Source organism: Fulvivirga sp. M361, assembly GCF_007097395.1.
Lineage (GTDB): Bacteria > Bacteroidota > Bacteroidia > Cytophagales > Cyclobacteriaceae > Fulvivirga.
Genome location: NZ_VKDC01000047.1, coordinates 1 through 17126, shown reverse-complemented (window position 1 = coordinate 17126; position 17126 = coordinate 1). Strand labels below are relative to the sequence as shown.

At 42.2% G+C, this 17126-nt stretch carries 11 protein-coding genes; 6 read left to right on the top strand and 5 right to left on the bottom strand.

Annotation, left to right across the window (positions count from 1 at the left end):
* Positions 1-441 precede the first annotated feature (441 nt).
* From FNH22_RS28690 to FNH22_RS28675, 4 genes are all read right to left on the bottom strand, one after another.
* Positions 442-2679 (bottom strand): fibronectin type III domain-containing protein, encoded by a 2238-nt coding sequence (locus tag FNH22_RS28690; protein ID WP_143401970.1) that lies wholly within the window; start codon positions 2677-2679, stop codon positions 442-444.
* Positions 2680-3079: 400 nt separating this feature from the next.
* Complete coding sequence (locus tag FNH22_RS28685) at positions 3080-4762, bottom strand: L-lactate permease (RefSeq protein ID WP_143401969.1); 1683 nt, start codon at positions 4760-4762, stop codon at positions 3080-3082.
* A gap of 33 nt (positions 4763-4795) precedes the next feature.
* Positions 4796-6391 carry a malate synthase A gene (aceB, locus tag FNH22_RS28680; protein ID WP_143401968.1) on the bottom strand — a complete coding sequence of 532 codons (1596 nt, stop codon included), beginning with the start codon at positions 6389-6391 and terminating at the stop codon, positions 4796-4798.
* 72 nt (positions 6392-6463) lie between these two features.
* The gene (locus FNH22_RS28675; RefSeq protein ID WP_143401967.1) at positions 6464-7069 is read right to left on the bottom strand and encodes a fumarylacetoacetate hydrolase family protein; all 606 of its coding nucleotides are present in this window, start codon (positions 7067-7069) and stop codon (positions 6464-6466) included.
* 137 nt (positions 7070-7206) lie between these two features.
* On the opposite strand from FNH22_RS28675, the gene FNH22_RS28670 reads away from it, so the two are divergent.
* The 6 genes from FNH22_RS28670 to FNH22_RS28645 all read left to right on the top strand — a co-directional run bounded on the left by FNH22_RS28670 (position 7207) and on the right by FNH22_RS28645 (position 14131).
* Positions 7207-8304, top strand: coding sequence for a WD40 repeat domain-containing protein (locus tag FNH22_RS28670; RefSeq protein ID WP_143401966.1), 1098 nt, complete (start codon positions 7207-7209; stop codon positions 8302-8304).
* An 8-nt stretch (positions 8305-8312) separates the two neighbouring features.
* Positions 8313-9533 (top strand): mandelate racemase/muconate lactonizing enzyme family protein, encoded by a 1221-nt coding sequence (locus FNH22_RS28665; RefSeq protein ID WP_143401965.1) that lies wholly within the window; start codon positions 8313-8315, stop codon positions 9531-9533.
* Between the two features lie 2 nt (positions 9534-9535).
* Entirely contained in the window at positions 9536-10117 is a 582-nt protein-coding gene (locus tag FNH22_RS28660; RefSeq protein WP_143401964.1) for a DJ-1/PfpI family protein, read from the top strand.
* A 1-nt stretch (position 10118) separates the two neighbouring features.
* Positions 10119-11336, top strand: a complete 1218-nt coding sequence (locus FNH22_RS28655; RefSeq protein WP_143401963.1) for an ADP-ribosylglycohydrolase family protein — start codon at positions 10119-10121, stop codon at positions 11334-11336.
* 61 nt (positions 11337-11397) lie between these two features.
* Positions 11398-12624, top strand: coding sequence for a mandelate racemase/muconate lactonizing enzyme family protein (locus tag FNH22_RS28650; RefSeq protein WP_143401962.1), 1227 nt, complete (start codon positions 11398-11400; stop codon positions 12622-12624).
* 223 nt (positions 12625-12847) lie between these two features.
* The gene (locus FNH22_RS28645; protein ID WP_143401961.1) at positions 12848-14131 is read left to right on the top strand and encodes a mandelate racemase/muconate lactonizing enzyme family protein; all 1284 of its coding nucleotides are present in this window, start codon (positions 12848-12850) and stop codon (positions 14129-14131) included.
* Between the two features lie 158 nt (positions 14132-14289).
* Here FNH22_RS28645 and FNH22_RS28640 read toward each other — a convergent pair whose 3' ends face one another.
* Positions 14290-16782, bottom strand: a complete 2493-nt coding sequence (locus FNH22_RS28640; protein WP_143401960.1) for a TonB-dependent receptor domain-containing protein — start codon at positions 16780-16782, stop codon at positions 14290-14292.
* Between the last annotated feature and the right edge of the window lie 344 nt (positions 16783-17126).

The window sequence follows — 17126 nt, the reverse complement described above, 5'->3', positions numbered from 1 at the left end:
AAAAAATCCGCTCATGACAACGGCACGCTTAAAAAATGGTATAAATACAAAGCAAATGGTTATACACGCTAACGTCAATGACCAAGGTTGGTCATTTTTTACTAATCCCTGTAAATCAGATGGCTAGTCCAAAAAGGGGCATGTATGATCATTTTAATTGAAAGTTGTCACCTCTAGGAGAATGTTCATCGTTAACTATTTCCTGAAACTGTAAGAATCGGGAAACTTAAAATTAAGCCCTGGCAGACAGACCTTCTGTAGACTGTTTAAGATCGATCATCTCTGACCTAAAGGAAAAACGAGATTTGCAAAACTGTGGATGTGATTATCACCATCATGAATAGCCTGATTCATCTGTCATTTTTTAGTACAACACTAAAAATTACATTGAAACCAGGGCTCGGTGAGTCCGTGTTATTCATCGGGATAGTAAATCTCTTCCTACATATCTTCATGGCAAGCCCCCATACCTTCATTATCAGCTATTACTGTATTCACAATTTGCACCTGATCATTGGATAGATCATTCACATATTCAAGGCAAAGGCCGGCACCATCAGTACTTGCCAGATTATTAACAATGATCACCCGGTTCATCTTTAATTCAGAAGAACGTTCCACGTATAATCCTCCCCCGGTAGCTGCCGTATGGTTTCCTGAGATCGTGGCACTATCTATAGTCACGGTACTGTGATATATAAATAACCCTCCTCCTCCTCCAAACCCGTCAGATGCAGAAGCCATATTATCGCTGATGATAGTATTCGACACAAACGCATTAACATCCTGAAAAAAGATACCTCCGCCATAGCTTGCCTCGTTTTCTGAGACATAAACATCATTCATACTGATAGTACTTAATCCTGATCTGCGATTAGCTGTTGCAATGGCACCGCCAAAAAGCATTGCCTCGTTATTTGTGAATTCAGAATTATTGATCCATACTTTCGAATGCTCTGTGCCATTATAATATATGGCTCCTCCATAACCATGGCTACTACCTACCGCACTGTTATTTTTAAATATACAACCAGATAGGTAAGTATCTTCAAAGGCATAAAGGGCACCACCGTTGGAAGCACTGTTATTTTTAAATGTTACATTTTCAAGTCTCACTTTACCAACACTTTGCAATCCACCTCCCTTTGCCGTATCTGAATCAGCATCTTCTATGGTAAGGTCAAATACCTGTAAAAAATTAGAAGAGTTCGAATAATAAATGATCTGATCAATGTTGTCCGATCGATCATCAATTATTCCTATATCTCCACTTAGTATGGTCGTATATATTTCTACTTTCCGATCCTCCAGCTTCTCTTCAGTTCCATTAAAGCCGCCGTAAATCCTCAGACCAGCTACATTAATTTCAAAAGAGGAGGTTTCGATAGGAGCAATGCCACCGGGCTTATAGGTGCCATCGGCTATCCAGATATCAGCACCATCGCCAATTACCTTTAGAGCAGCACTTAAATCTGTAAACGCATCGGTCCACGATTTTCCATTATTCCTTCCGGTGGCATCCTTATCCACAAAATACAACGATCGAGCCCTGGTGGTAGCAGATGCCAGTTTGGAAACAGGAGAAGTGCCTCTTGCATTAAATGTTGATATACGATAATCATATGTGGTCTCCGAGTTAAGCGATTTATCAACATAACTTTCGGAATTAGCAGGTATGGAAGCTATGATCTCAAAGCCATCTTCATCTGGCAAAGACCTCTCAATCACATACCCGTCTTCTGTATTTGAATCATCCACCCATCTCAGTTCAATTTCAATAGCTCCGTTTACCGCAGCCGATAAACCCGTAGGTATGTTCGGTGTAGTACCTGATACTATATCAATTTGCCTGGTACCTTCTGTGCGGGGGATCATCAACCGGTAATAGTATTCAGTATCTGAATCTAAAGCCGTGTCGTTAAAAGAAGTCTGGCTGGGAGAGAGTGTCGCAATCGTAGTATAATTATTACCATCCACCGACCTTTGTAAAGTATACCCTGCTTTATTAAAGATATTCTGCCAGGAAAGTGTTATCTCATTTAAGCCTGGCAAGGCCCTTATTGGTACAAAGATGACACCTTCATTCCATAAATTATAAACATTACGGTTTCTTCCGGGATAGGTAATACCTTCTGTACCAAATTGATTTTCAATCCCCTGGGTTTGTGGACTTCCACTATTGGTGCAGTTTTCACAATGTATTTCAATCGTGTTTAAACCTTCGAAAAGTTGTATTTGAAAACGAGAGTTAGCCAGGTTATTACCAGATAAGGAGAAGTTTTCATGTGCTATAATAAAGACTCTTTCAGGAGCTTCTCCCATAGTTTGATAAGTAATTGAACTACCCTGGGAAGGTGCCAAAAATGACCAGTTTCCGGCAATAAACCCATTGGGTATATCATTGCCAGGAATAGACAGCCCTCCAAAATCACTGTCCCCTTGTAACTCCAGAAAAGTAATATACCCATTTATATTACTATAAACCTCGTCATACTTTTGATCATAAAAAGTAAAATCAAATCCTATGGGAATTGACACATCGGATATGGCATTTTTACTTATAGCAGTAGGTGATGTCAGTGTTTTGTAGGAATAATTGATTGAATTCACAACATAGCTTTCCTGGGACCAGCACAACAGTGGTATTGTACATATACTTATCCACAAAAAGTGCCGCATAACTAAATTGCTTATGTATTAACAGAACATCAATAGGAACATTACAACTACGGTTTCTTTAAAAAAATATACAAAACATATATTTTCGCCAGACTATATCCTTACAGTAATAAAGAAGCCGTTTCAACATCAAATTTCCAATGACGAATCTTTGCCATTTTTTTGATATAACTCATGTTTAAGAAAATCTTAAGCGTAAGAAATCCCTGAACTTCAGCCCCTCCACTAATTTACCTTTGAACCAAAACAGTCTGAAAAGACAGAAAGTTACTAAAGCCGACACCTCACCTGTCAGAGTAATATAGTTTGATCTTACTACTTACTTATAAATAAAAATTCAGGCAAAGCCTTTCATCTCAGCCGATTTGATCAGATTAAGAGCTAAAGACCTCCGAGTGAGCTAAAAAGGATCTGTTACCTGCAAAACATAGATGGATAGATAGCCCAGAATACCTACTACTACCACATAGTATAGGGTGGGCAAAAAAGTTTTACGAAGTATTGCGCCTTCCTGTCCCATTAGACCTACCGTAGCCGAAGCAGCCACTACATTATGAATAGCGATCATATTTCCGGCTGCGGCACCTACTGCCTGTAATGCAACTACTATGGTGCTTGAAATACTCAACTTTTCAGCAACTCCATATTGAAACAGACAAAACATTAAATTACTTACCGTGTTGCTGCCGGCTATAAAGGCTCCTAAAGCTCCTATCGAAGGAGCAAATAAGGGCCATATGTTACCCACTGAAGCAGCTACCCATTCAGCCATTGCAATCGGCATGCTGGAAAGTCCAAGATCATTGACTCCGGAATTAATATATACTCGTACCATGGGTACGGTAAAAATCAAAACGAAACCGGCACCAAGGATCACATTAGCAGAATCTTTGAAAGCAGCCCGAAATTGGACAGGCTTCATATTGTGCAGAAAGTAGGTCACCACCACCACTATCATCAAAATAGTACCTGGTAAATAAAGTATTTTAGTCGACGCGCCGATGCCCGTACCAAAAATGTCAGTCCATTGGAATGCCAGGCTGTTGAGCGCGGCTTTAAGAGGCAATTGGTTCAACCGGCTCAGTACCAATAAAAGCGCCACAAATAAATACGGCAGCCAGGCCTTACTGAGTTTCATACTATCATTCCCTTTACTCAAATCCATTTTCAGGCTCCCCATCCAGGAAGAAGGCCATTCTTTTTCAGAAGGGAAATCCCAAACCTTTTTAGGAATAAGGAAACCTCTTTTTGCTGCACTGGTCACAATACCCAAGCCTACCAATGATCCCAACAAAGAAGGGAATTCCGGTCCGAGAAAAATACCGGTCAGGTAATATGGAACAGTAAACGATGCTCCGGCAAACAGGGCAAATGGCCATAGTTCTAAACCCTCCTTCCATGACTTGTTCTTACCAAAAAAACGGGTCATCATGGCACACATAAATAACGGCATCAGTGTTCCTGTGATGGCATGCATCAGTGCCGCATGATTAGTCACCCATTGTATATAATCAGAAAAAGTCCACCCGGAAGCTGCCAGCGTAGCCATAAGATCAGGATTTTCAAGCCCACCTTTTACACCTACCAGCACCGGGGTACCCGCCGAACCAAAGGTAACAGGTGTACTCTGCACCATCATACCCAGCATTACAGCAGCTGCAGCAGGAAAACCTAAAGCCACTAATAGTGGTGCAGTAATAGCCGCAGGGGTACCAAAACCTGCGGCACCTTCAATAAAAGCACCGAATAGCCAAACACAGATCACCATTTGAACACGTCGGTCTTTGCTTATTCCTGAAAAACCTGATCTGATAACACTTACCGCTCCTGAATATTTCAGCACATTCAACAAAAGAATGGCTCCGAAAATGATGTAAATAATATCAAAAGTGATAAAAAAACCCTGAAAAGTGGACGCAAGAATGTGTAAAAAAGGTATCTCCCAGGCAAAAAAAGCCAGTATCACGGCTAACAGATAAACTAAAGGCATAGCTACCTTGGCAGGCCATCGAAAACCTACCATCAGAATAGCGCCGGATAGTATAGGCACCGCAGCAAAAAAAGCCTGTAGAGATAACGACATGGTTAGATTGAACTCATAAACAGTTGATTAATATCAATCAATGGCATCGTAAGCTTTTAGCGTAAGAAAATCCACAAATTCTTCGGTCTTTACCAGGTGATCAAAAATAGCAGCAGCTTCCCGAAACCGGCCTTTTTCATATCTCTCCTGGCCCACCATATCCTTTATTTTTGCCAACTCTTCTTTTTGTACATTGTCACACAATGCCTCATCAATAGCCCTGCCATCTTCCAGTTTGATGGAAGGGTTATGAAGCCACTGCCAAACTTGTGCGCGAGATATTTCAGCGGTGGCAGCATCTTCCATAAGATTGTATAAAGCAGCTGCTCCTACTCCCATTAACCAGGATTCGATATACAAAATACCCACATTGATATTCATCCGTAATCCGGCTTCTGTGATCTTAGCTCCTTCAATAGAAAAATTAATAAGGTCCTCTCCTTGTATTTGAACATCATCCAACAGCTGTTCTTTTTGATGTTTTCCTGTGCCTATAAATTCATTGAATTCCTCCATGGCGACAGGCACAAGGTCGGGATGTGCCACCCAGGTACCATCATAACCCGTAGAAGCTTCTAATTTTTTGTCTGCTTTTACTTTTTCAAAAGCGGTCCGGTTCACCTCTTCATCACTACGACTTGGAATAAAGGCTGACATTCCTCCCATAGCATGTGCTCCCCGTTTATGGCAAGTCTTGGCCAGCAACTGTGCATACGAACGCATAAAGGGTACCGTCATGGTAACCTCCGCACGATCAGGTAGAGTGTATTGAGGATGATTCCTGAATTTCTTTACAATGCTGAATATATAATCCCAGCGTCCTGCATTCAGCCCCGCCATATGTTCACGCAGCTCGTAAATGATCTCTTCCATTTCAAATGCTGCCAGTATCGTCTCTATGAGCACGGTGACTTTGACTGTACCGGAAGGAATATCAAGAAGCCGCTGGGCCTCTTTGAAAATTTCATTCCATAGCCTGGCCTCCAGGTGACTCTCCATTTTAGGAAGATAAAAATAGGGACCTGATCCATTGGCTATTAACTGCCTGGCATTATGAAAAAAGAAAAGTCCAAAATCAAAAATTGAGGCAGAGACCGGCACTCCATCTACCAGCACATGCTTTTCTACCAGATGCCAACCCCGGGGCCTGACTTTCAGCACCGCTGTTTCTTCTTTTAGCTTATATTCTTTACCGTTGGGAGCCGTAAAATCTATTTGTCTTCGTATGGCATCGAACAAGTTGATCTGCCCATCGATGGTATTTTTCCAGGTGGGAGAATTTGCATCTTCAAAATCTGCCATGAATACTTTGGCACCTGAGTTCAGCGCATTGACCACCATCTTTCGATCCACAGGGCCCGTAATCTCAGTTCTTCTATCTTGCAGGTCATCCGGTAAAGGATTGACCTGCCATTCACCCGTCCTCACGCTTTCCGTTTCAGGTAGAAAGTCAGGCATCTCTCCAAGATCTATTCTTTTCTGACGTTCATCGCGTGCAGCTAACAGCGCTTCACGCCGGGCATTAAATGTTTCATGCATATGACTGACGAACTTTAATGCACCTTCTGTGAGTATAGTTTCGTAGCCAGGCAATAGAAGTCCTGAAATAGTTACATTGGATGTATTCATTTATATTTTTTGGTTAAATTCTTAGGCCTGTTAGGTCTGTGATGAATTACTGGAGTGTCAACTGTTCAACCCTCAAACCACTTTAAAATCCAGGTATTTAGTATTTCCAATAAATCCTTCTGCATGATCGCCCTTAAAGGTTTCTCCGGCTGTGGGAGGAGTACCAGACATAATAATATCTCCGGGTTCTAATGTCATAAAGCGTGATGCGTAAGCAATGATATGCTCATAAGCTGCAATCATCTGACGCGTGTTGCCCTGTTGACGTATCTCACCATTAACTTTAAAGGTAAGGTCCAGATCACGTACATTTTCAAATTCCCTTACAGGTATCCAGTCCGATAAAAAAGCTGATTCGTCAAAACCTTTGGCGAACACCCAGGGCCAGCCTTTTTCTTTGGCCCCCCTTTGCAGATCTTTGGCCGTCCAATCTATACCCAGGGCTATTTCATCAAATGAATTAAAGGCTTCCTCCAGCGTTGCCTCTTTCAATGTTTTGTTCAGTTTAAGGACAATTTCCATTTCATAGAAAACTTTTTCACTGCACGACGGATAGTGGAATACACTTCCTGAGGCCAGTGCGGTTTCTGGTTTGGAAAAGATCATTAAGTCATCCGGAATGTCTTTTTTTTCATCCGGTGATTTATTGTAGTTAACACCTATACCAATGATTTTCATATCTTATGAAGTTGATTTGTGACACCTTTTTTATTGACGTTTTAAATCACGTAAACCCTTAAGGCCATAAGTAAATTAAATGGCCTTGTGATGGTAAATCATGATATTTTCGTCATACCAATAAATAGCTATTTATCATGATAAAATCAATTGGTTTATCCAGTCTTTTTTCTCTTCTGTCCTATGTGTCTTTGTCACAGGGTCATTATGATTATCAGCTAAGACTAGAACCTGTTTGGTCACGCGTGGCAGACGTATTCGGCGAAGCCGGATCAGTAGAATCGGCCGAGTTTTCCCGGGATGGAAAATTCATTGTAAGTGGTACCAAATATGACAATTCTGTCATTATGTGGCGTACTTCTGACGGAACTGAAATATGGCGGCAATATGCTGCTCAGGAAATAGAACGGGTAGGTTGGTCAGCCGATGACAAATATGTAGCAGCCTGTAGTGAAGATTTTCTAGTAACGGTATATTCTGCCGCCTCAGGAGAAATCATTTTAAAACTACCGCATCAAAATGGAATTGACGGGTTGACATGGTCCAATACCGGTTCATTGGTAGTGAGCGGAGAAGAAGAGATCAAAAATAAAAAAGGGTCCAAAGAGGCGTTCATAAGAGTATTTGAAGTGCCCTCAGGAAGAGAGATCAAAGCCATAGATTTCGGCGGCACTATCAACGAGCTGTTTTTTTCTGCAGATGATCGTTATCTTCTTGCTACCGGCCATGGCGGAATAAAAATCTATAACACTTCTGACTGGTCTCTGTTACAAACACTTGAGGCCGATACTTATATGAAATTCATTACAGGGGTATTCTCACCTGACAGCAAATATGTTTTTGCAGGTGCCAATGATGGCCACCTCTACCTGTGGGAATGGCAATCAGGTAAATTGCTAAAAAAATTCTCGCACACAGGTAAAAAGGTAGAAACGGTCTCCTGGCATCCTAATGGCAACTATCTTTTGTTTGCAGGACATGATCCTTATATACGTGTTTACAGGGTAGAAGAAGTCATTGCATACAAAAATGATCGTATTCCTTTAGCCCACAAGGTATGGGCCGGTGACCATGCTGAATATATCGATTTTAACAACGATGGCAGTTTCCTTGTAAGCGCCCATCAAAACGGGCTTATAAAACTATGGGCCTGGATGGGAGAAGATCCGAGCCTCAATGAACGGCGCCACAAAAACGTCAAAGTGATCCAAAAGGAACATATGAAAAGCAAATAATCACACACATGGATAGAAAAGCATTTCTTAAATACGCTGCTCTTGGTACGGCCGGGGCCAGTTTACCACTGACGGCAAGATCTGAAAACAGGTCCTTAATACCTGTTCCGGATAACACCGCTGATATCAAAATCACCGATGTGAAAGGGTATCGTTTTCGAAAAGCTCATTTTGTAAAAATAGAAACGGATGCCGGCATATCCGGTTGGGGAGAAAGTGACGGCGCTAACAAATTGTATGCGAATGATTACCTGAAAAAAGGTTTAAAAAAATACATTGTAGGTAAAAACCCTTTTGATAGTGAAGGCATTTGGCATGAATGTTATCTCAAAGGGCTGGAAGCGGGCATTGGAGGTATCCACCCCGGAACCTTATCAGGAGTTGATAGTGCATTGTGGGATTTGAAAGGTAAAATCCTGAAAATGCCGGTACATAAACTACTGGGAGGCAATGGATTGGAAAAGATCCAGGTATACGGCTCTTATGGGCGCTTTCAAGGTGATCGTTACCAGACTCCTTTGGAAATGGCCAAAATAGCTGCTGACTTCGTTGGTCAGGGGTACAAAGCAGTAAAAGCACGTATGCAAATCCGCCAGGAAAATGTAAATCCTTATCCTGATGACATTTTTGAATGTGTCAAAGAGATACGGTCTGCCATCGGTGATAACATAAAACTGTTTGTTGATTTCAATAATGGGTACACACCGGCCCAGGCCGTGATAATGGGTAAAAAGCTGCATGAAAAATTGGGCATTGATGCCTTAGAGGAGCCGGTATTTCAACAAGACTATACAGGATTACGCCAGGTGGTAGATGCGCTTGATATTCCGGTAATGGCCGGTGAACATGAATACAATAAATGGATGATGAAGGACCTTATCACTGTGGCGAATGTAGATGTGATCAACGCGGATGTGATTAAGTGCGGAGGTATTACCGATTGTCGCAAAACTGCTTCTATGGCCCATGCTTTTGGTAAGCAGATCATGGTACACAATGCCAAACCTACACTTGCTACCGGAGCAAGCTTACAGCTACTTGCCTCTATTCCTAACGGAGCTCGTTTCCAGGAATACGCCGGCAAACGTCTGCATCAGGGGTACGGCTCGCTTTATGAGCTTTTCGAAAATTACTTTGAATTTGAAGATGGTTTTCTGAAAGTGCCCGAAACGCCGGGACTCGGATTGATAGTAAATGAAAAAGCCATGGAAAAAAATGGAGACCAATAAAAATGAGTAAGAAAAAGATCCTTTTCCTGGTAGGTGACTTTGGTGAAGATTACGAGATCATGGTCCCTTTTCAAATGCTGACTATGGTAGGTCATGAAGTTCATGCTGTATGCCCCGGTAAAAAAGAGGGGGATTTCATAGCTACTTCCATCCACGATTTTGACGGTTTTCAGACTTATTCGGAAAAACGAGGACATAATTTTGTACTGAATCATGACTTTAATGCGGCTGAACCTTCCAACTATGATGCGCTGATGATCGCGGGTGGAAGGGCGCCTGAATACCTTCGTTTAAATGACCGGATCATCGCCATCACGCAGCACTTTGCTCAGGCTAACAAGCCCATCGCAGCCATATGCCATGGTATCCAGATATTGACGGCAGCAGATGTGGTAAGGGGAAAAAAACTAACGGCGTATCCTGCAGTAGGTCCTGAAGTGACCATGGCCGGAGGCGAATTTATAGAGGTAGGTGCCACCGAAGCGGTTACAGATGGCAATTGGGTAACGTCTCCGGCATGGCCCGGACATCCGAAATGGATAAGAAGTTTTCTGGACATTTTGGGCACTCAAATTTCCCTTTAATATGCTCAAGCTATTGCCAGCCATATTATTACTGGTAAGCAGTTATCTTATTGCGCAACCCTCATCACCTGCATTTCAAGACAGATTAACTGCGGCACTCTTTGCCGCAGCTATTGGTGATGCTATGGGGGCGCCCATAGAAGGTTGGCATCCGGACAAAATACAGGAAAGGTTTCCGGATTGGGATTTCACAACGTTTCTCCCCCCCACAAAACAAAAAGACCTTGAAAAAGATACCGGCAAAGGGAATGGCCGTTTCACCGATGATCTTTTGGCAATAGAAGCAATTATTAACATCTACAACACACACCAGGACCACCTGGACGCCTATGATTATGCGGAGTTATTCGTCCGGGAAATTGGCAAAAAGAAAGTTTATATTCCTGAACGAAAAGAAGACCGTTATCCATTGGACAGACCCTTGTTCTGGCCGGAAAGGTACATGTATCATCGTTTGGTATGGAACCAGGTAAATCCACGCAAAGCCGGTGTAGGCAACTGGTTAGGGAATGGGTTTTCAGCCTTTACGCTCCCCACAGGAGCCGTCAATGCGGGTGATCCATGGCGGGCCTATGACGAAACAGCCAGCTATGGTATAGCCCATACAGAGTCATACACCCTGGAAGCAGGGGCTGTAAATGCCGCCGCTTTTGCTGCTGCTTTTGCACCTGACGCCACATTGGAATCCGTGATAGCTACGGCAAGAAAAGTAGCCCGCGATGGCACTAAACTAGCTTTAGAGGATGCGTTAAAGGCTACTGACCATGAAGATGATTTTGAAACCTTCCGAAAAAAGGTCCGCCAGGTCTATCTGAATTATGCCCAGCTACCACCGGCATTATTAGCTCAAAAAGATCCTGAGGTACCACATATGGATAAATCCGGAACAAATGTAGGAAGGCCTTCACGTACGGGAACCATAGAAAACCTGCCTGTTATCTATGCCGCATTAAAATATGGGCAGGGTGACTATATGAAAACGCTAAGAACCATCATGTACTATGGCAGGGACTGTGAATCCATCGCTGCAGTTGCCACAGGGTTACTTGCTGCCATCCATGGAAGTTCTATATTACCACGGTCTTTAATGCAGGCCTCGGTTACAGCAAACCAGCGCGACTTCTCAAAAATAGCAGCGGAATTTCTTCAGACCATAAAGATCATCCATCAAAAGGATAAAGAGCGTTTGATGAATAGGGAGATATTGTTAAATGAATAGAAGGTCATTATAGCCTTAACCCACTGAATTTAGTATCCAGTACATTGACTATGTGAATATCATGAACCGAAGAGACTTCATAAACAAAGGCACCATTGGATCAATAGGGGCCGCTTGTTTGATCACCAATCCATTGAAGGGTCTATCTTTTGTGGAAGATAACGATAACGATCACCTCATCCCTGATCTAAAAAAGAAAGTAGGCCAGGCAGTTATTATTGATTCCATAGAATTAAAGACTTACAAGGGTGAGTACATCACTGTGGTTACTTCAAAAAGCGGCGCCAGAGGGGTTTGCACAGGAAATGGTAAGTTAAATCAAATGCTCACTTTTTATGATAAGAATGTAAAGCCTTTCTTCATAGGTAAAGATGCTACGAGCATAGAGTCCCTGATAGAAGGATTGTACACCTTTCGGCGGAATTATAAATATTCCGGGCTGTCCTTATGGAACAGCCTGGCACAAATAGAATTAAGTATTCTGGACCTGCTGGGGAAAGAAGCTGGCTTACCTGTTAATCAACTTCTCGGTGAAGTACTACAAACAGAAATACCGGTGTATATGTCAAGCACGTTGAGAAGTACTACAGCTGAAGAAGAAGTATCGTGGGTAGCTGATCGCGTACAGGAAACCGGTGCCCGGGCAGTAAAATTAAAAATAGGCGGTAGAATGAGTAAAAATAAGGATGCATATCCCGGACGGTCCGAAGACCTGATACGCCTGTCCAGAAAAACCTGGGGCGATGACTTCACGCTTTACTTTGATGCCAACGGATCTTATGACGTACCTAAAGCCATAGAAATAGGGAGGCTTATGGAAGAGTATAAGGTGGGTTTTTATGAAGAGCCGGTACCCTGGGAAGATTTTGCCGGCACCAAAGCGGTGAATGATGCCCTGAATATTCCGGTGGTAGGTGGCGAACAGGACCATAGTATGCCCAAATGGGATTGGATGATCAAAAATAAAGGTTTTGATACTGTACAGCCGGATATTATGTATAACGGAGGAATGATAAGGACCATCAAAGTAGCTAAAATGGCCGAAGCGCAAGGCATCAATTGCACCTTACATTCACCAAAAAAGAATGCCATTGCAGCATATATGCTACATTTTACATCTATGACCAAAAACATCGGCCCTTTCCAGGAATATCGGGCAGAACTGGAAGAGAGCTCAAGATTGTCCCCGGATCTTCCGGTAGTGAATGGAAAAGTAAAAGTGCCTAAGGGGCCCGGCTTCGGAGTAAATTACGATGAAGATTATATGAAAAAATTTCAACCGGTCTAAGCAAACGCATTCAACAGTCGAAGATCATTCTCATCAAAAGTAAGGTTGATGGCTGCAAGCTCTGCAACCATGAGCGGCTTCCTCTAATAGTTTCATTGTTAAATATTCAGAGAAACAAAGACTGTACTGATATCAAGAAAGCAAAGGCATGATCGACCAAAGCTTATAACACAGAAAATCCCGGTATCGTGAGGGGTGAATTATTCATTTTCGTCATATAGTCATGAGATCACGTAGAGACTTTCTCAAAAACACTACTGCCCTTTCATTAGGGGCGTCATTGGTTAGCTGCGAACCTATACAAGAGCGGGCACCTGAAAAAAAGTTAAGTGGCTACGCTCCAAGTGAAAGACTTTCAACTTTCAGGCAAATTGTCCAAAAGCCGGTATTGCGGTCTGAGCTCATTTCTTCTTCCGTGTGGATCGAATCCATTGGAATATTTAAAAGCGGCGAGCATTTCTTTACGAAAGTAACATCGAAAGATGGAGTCACAGGCATTTCTGTTAATAATAAAAAATACATCGAGAGTATCTATGCATTAATGTACAATCGTGTGACCCCACACTTTCTCAATGAAGATGCCCGTGACCTGGACAGGCTAATGGACAAAGTGTATATGTCCGCATTAAACTACAAATGGCAAGGACTGGCTTTTTGGGTAGGTGTTGCCTATGTTGAACTGGCCATTTTGGACCTGCTTGGCAAGGTATCCAAAAAACCCATTGGTGAGCTTCTAGGCGGAAGGGTAAGAAATGAAGTTGCTATTTACCATGCCAGTGGAAATCGGGGTAACAGGCCTGAAGAGGAAGTAGAATACTTACAGGGGTTAATAGAAAAAAGTGGCGCTAAGGCTGTAAAATATCGCCTGGGCGCCCGCATGACCTACGACGATGCCTCTACAAAAAGGGACAAGGCATTGATCCCACTGGTACGCAAAACGCTGGGTGATGACACCACGATTTACACAGATGCCAATGGGTCATACGATGTCAAAATGGGTATAGAAATAGGTAAACTATTGGAAGAATATCAAACAGCATTTTATGAAGAGCCTTGTCGATTTGACCATTATGAAGAAACAAAAGCTGTAGCCGACGGATTAAATATTCCCATAGCAGGGGGAGAAGAAGAAGTAAGCATGCGCCAGTTCATGTGGTTAATGGATCATAACATTCTATCCATAGTACAGCCGGACCTCCTCTTTTTTGGTGGACTTACACGTTCAATAAAAGTAGCACGGATGGCAAGATCCATCGGAATTGACTGTACACCTCACATCTCTGGCAAGGCTCTTGGTTTTTTATACATGATGCACTTTGCATCCTGCGTACCCAATATAGGTAATTACCAGGAGTTCAAAGGTAATAAAGATAAAGTGCCTGTATTTTCTGTTACATCATCATTGCAACCTAAAGAAGGTAAGATCACTGTTCCGGGTGAACCGGGTTTAGGCGTTGAATTTGAACCTGGTTTCATTGAAAAGGCCGTAAAAATCACGACCATATAGTGCTTTTGAGCTATAGCCGGGAAGATAAGGTGAAACAGCAAGAGCTCTGACTTTCAATAATATCAGAAGCCATGACCTATAGCTTTCAAGGCACAAGGACATTGCGGAACCACAATCTAAGGTATAAAATACATAACCTACCTGATCAATACGGCAGGTTAAAACTCCTTTTCACCAAATTCACTCTTAATAAACCTGGTCTTATCGGCAATCTTATTGATCCTATAACTAATGTTGATCATGAGTACATCCACTTCATACACGTAATTGGTGGTAGTGAAGAATTCTCCGGGACTGGAAGTGGTAATACGTTGTTCATTGGTAGATAGCAGACCTGCGTCCATATTCAGCCATTGTAAAGTAGTGGACAGGCGGTTGTCTAAAAATGTTTTTTGCAAGGTGAGGTTAGGTGATAAGAAACGGGAGTCTTCCCCCTGAGCAGTGTTCCTATCTGAAATGTAGTTTAATGTCCATTGAAGTGATATGGCTTTTCCGATGTCAAAAGTTGTATTCAAATTGATATTATATACCCAGCTTGAGGTGTTTACGGGCCGATTATCAAACACACCTTTGACCCTGTATTCATAGGTATTCCCACCCAAAAATAATTGCCACCAATTTGTAGGTTTTAGTTCCATTCCCAGTTCAAAGCCTAATGAACGGCCAGTACCGACGTTGGAGTAAATCCTGTTTAATATGGTATCGTTAAAAACTGTATTGACACGGTTGACAAGGTTATTAACATGCCTGTAATACACATTACCAAAAAAGGAATGATCACCGATGTCTTTCACCGCACCCAGTTCCACCACGTCAATAAACTCAGGAAGCAACTCAGGGTCACCTTGTTCCAATGTTTCCGAATGTTCGCGTTCAGGAAAAGGGTTCATTTTGAATGTAGTGGTGCGCTCCACACGTCGGCTGTAGGCTGCCTTTAGCCTGAAGTCCGAAGTCATCGCATACTGCAAATTAGCGGACGGATAAGCCTGGACAAAGTCATAATCAAACGTTGTATTCAGGGTTCCTGCTTTGTCTTTTAGCGTTAATTCACGATCCATTACCTCTATTCTCAGGCCAACACCATAATTCCATTTACCTTTGCCACCGGATAGTACACCATAACCTGAATGAATACTTCTCAGAAGATCGACTTCACTGGAAAATTCAGGAACTAATTCAAAATCTCCTGTTTCATTATTCCTGCGCTCATAAATAAAATCGCCTGTATGATCCAGGCTTCTGAATTGATATCCCACTTCTATTTTACCCCATTCCATTGGCTTTAATGAGTAATCCAGTTGATATCGGATACCGTTTAAAGGATTGTCATTCGTATTAAATTCGTCTTGGTAAACGAACCCGGTCTCAGGGTTAAGGTTAAGATTTGTGGTAGGACCTCCAAGCAACGTGTATTCAAACAACAGTGAGGTTTTTAAGCTGGACTGATTACCGAATGTATGCGCATAGTCTAAACTCCCCAACACAAAATCTCCTTTTCTTACTCTCAGGTTCTCATTGAAATATTGAAAAGCATAGAGCTCTTCTCCCGTCGAAAGACGCTCTGCCCTGTTATTAAAATAAAGAATATCTGCGGTGCGGTCTTTTGTCCTTTTACCAGCGAAAAACCCCAGGTTGATCTCGTTATTTTTCCCGGGTGAATAGCCTACCGTAAACCTTCCCGAATAGTTGATTTCATCAAAACTTCGTTCCCCGTCAGAAGGAAAAGAAGTAAATCTATCTCCCTGGGTAGTATTGACATTCCCCTCTCTTCTCCCTGAAATATCGTTACGTAAATAATTGAAGCCAAACGACACATCCCACTTGTCTTTTCTATAATTCATTACCAGATCTCCACCATACCTGTGTGCATTTTCAGCATTATCGTATGGGGCTATACTAGGCAAACCATAACGCCCGTTAACCTGTAAAAAAAGGCCGTCTGTAGCTCCCTTTTTGGTAAGTATATTAATGATACCTCCCTTACCTTCCGGATCGTACTTTGCAGACGGAACAGTAATAAGTTCGATGTTTTCAATAGCATTGGCCGGCAACTGATTAAGTACAGTGGTAGCATCCGTCTGAATAGGCTTACCATTCAGTAATACTACAAAACCCGTGGCACCTCGTACCGAAATGTTACCTAATGCATCCACAGATACCGAGGGCATATTACGTATAAGGTCAGTTGCTGTTCCTCCCCGGGCTGTCTGAAACTTTTCAGCAGTATACACCTGACGGTCAATTTTGTGTATAGCCGTTAACTTTTCTCCTGTAATCTCTATTTCTTTCAATAGTTTTTGGTTAGGCTCAAGTTTCAACGTACCCAGGTTGAGGTGTTGATCTTGTTTAAGTTTGATATCGCTGATAGTCAACGGTTCATATCCAAGAAACTGACCTATGAGGTAATAACTTCCTTCCTTCATTCCCTTGATGGAAAAGGTTCCCTGTTCATCGGTGATCACTCCTGCTACCAGACCGCTATCTGATAAGTTATAGAGAGCAATACTCGCATATTCAAGTGGCTCACCCTGGGCAAAGTCTATCACCCTTCCATTCAATTCCTGCGATTTGGCCACATACGTAACTGTCAATAACATACCAACCAAAAAGATATGCTTTATAGCCCCAAAATTCCTTTTAGCAGCATTCATCGATCTCACATATTAAAGCTGTAAAACGGCATGTTTTATAGATCATCACCAACATTACTGATCACTTATCCAGCGGATAAAACTACGGCATTCCGGGAGTTAAATTAAGACCGTTAGCGCAATTTAATAATAAGGTAATGTTGTTTCAGCGAATGATTTCTACACATCTTCGGGTTGCATACAATGGCCAAACCGAAACAAAAGGGCGTTGCAATTTCTTGTTTAACCGCGATTATGCAATAGGATTTCAGAAAATGCAATAATTTTTTGTATAAAGGAATTAAAGGGCGATTTTGAAGGAGTTTTAAATTCACCCAAATGGTTAACCTACCGATAGGATACAG

Bases quoted from the DNA above. Each gene is read 5' to 3' on its own strand.
- FNH22_RS28690 (WP_143401970.1), bottom strand. From the start codon at position 2,679: ATGCGGCACTTTTTGTGGATAAGTATATGTACAATACCACTGTTGTGC.
- FNH22_RS28685 (WP_143401969.1), bottom strand. From the start codon at position 4,762: ATGTCGTTATCTCTACAGGCTTTTTTTGCTGCGGTGCCTATACTATCC.
- aceB (WP_143401968.1), bottom strand. From the start codon at position 6,391: ATGAATACATCCAATGTAACTATTTCAGGACTTCTATTGCCTGGCTAC.
- FNH22_RS28675 (WP_143401967.1), bottom strand. From the start codon at position 7,069: ATGAAAATCATTGGTATAGGTGTTAACTACAATAAATCACCGGATGAA.
- FNH22_RS28670 (WP_143401966.1), top strand. From the start codon at position 7,207: ATGATAAAATCAATTGGTTTATCCAGTCTTTTTTCTCTTCTGTCCTAT.
- FNH22_RS28665 (WP_143401965.1), top strand. From the start codon at position 8,313: ATGGATAGAAAAGCATTTCTTAAATACGCTGCTCTTGGTACGGCCGGG.
- FNH22_RS28660 (WP_143401964.1), top strand. From the start codon at position 9,536: ATGAGTAAGAAAAAGATCCTTTTCCTGGTAGGTGACTTTGGTGAAGAT.
- FNH22_RS28655 (WP_143401963.1), top strand. From the start codon at position 10,119: ATGCTCAAGCTATTGCCAGCCATATTATTACTGGTAAGCAGTTATCTT.
- FNH22_RS28650 (WP_143401962.1), top strand. From the start codon at position 11,398: ATGAACCGAAGAGACTTCATAAACAAAGGCACCATTGGATCAATAGGG.
- FNH22_RS28645 (WP_143401961.1), top strand. From the start codon at position 12,848: ATGAGATCACGTAGAGACTTTCTCAAAAACACTACTGCCCTTTCATTA.
- FNH22_RS28640 (WP_143401960.1), bottom strand. From the start codon at position 16,782: ATGAATGCTGCTAAAAGGAATTTTGGGGCTATAAAGCATATCTTTTTG.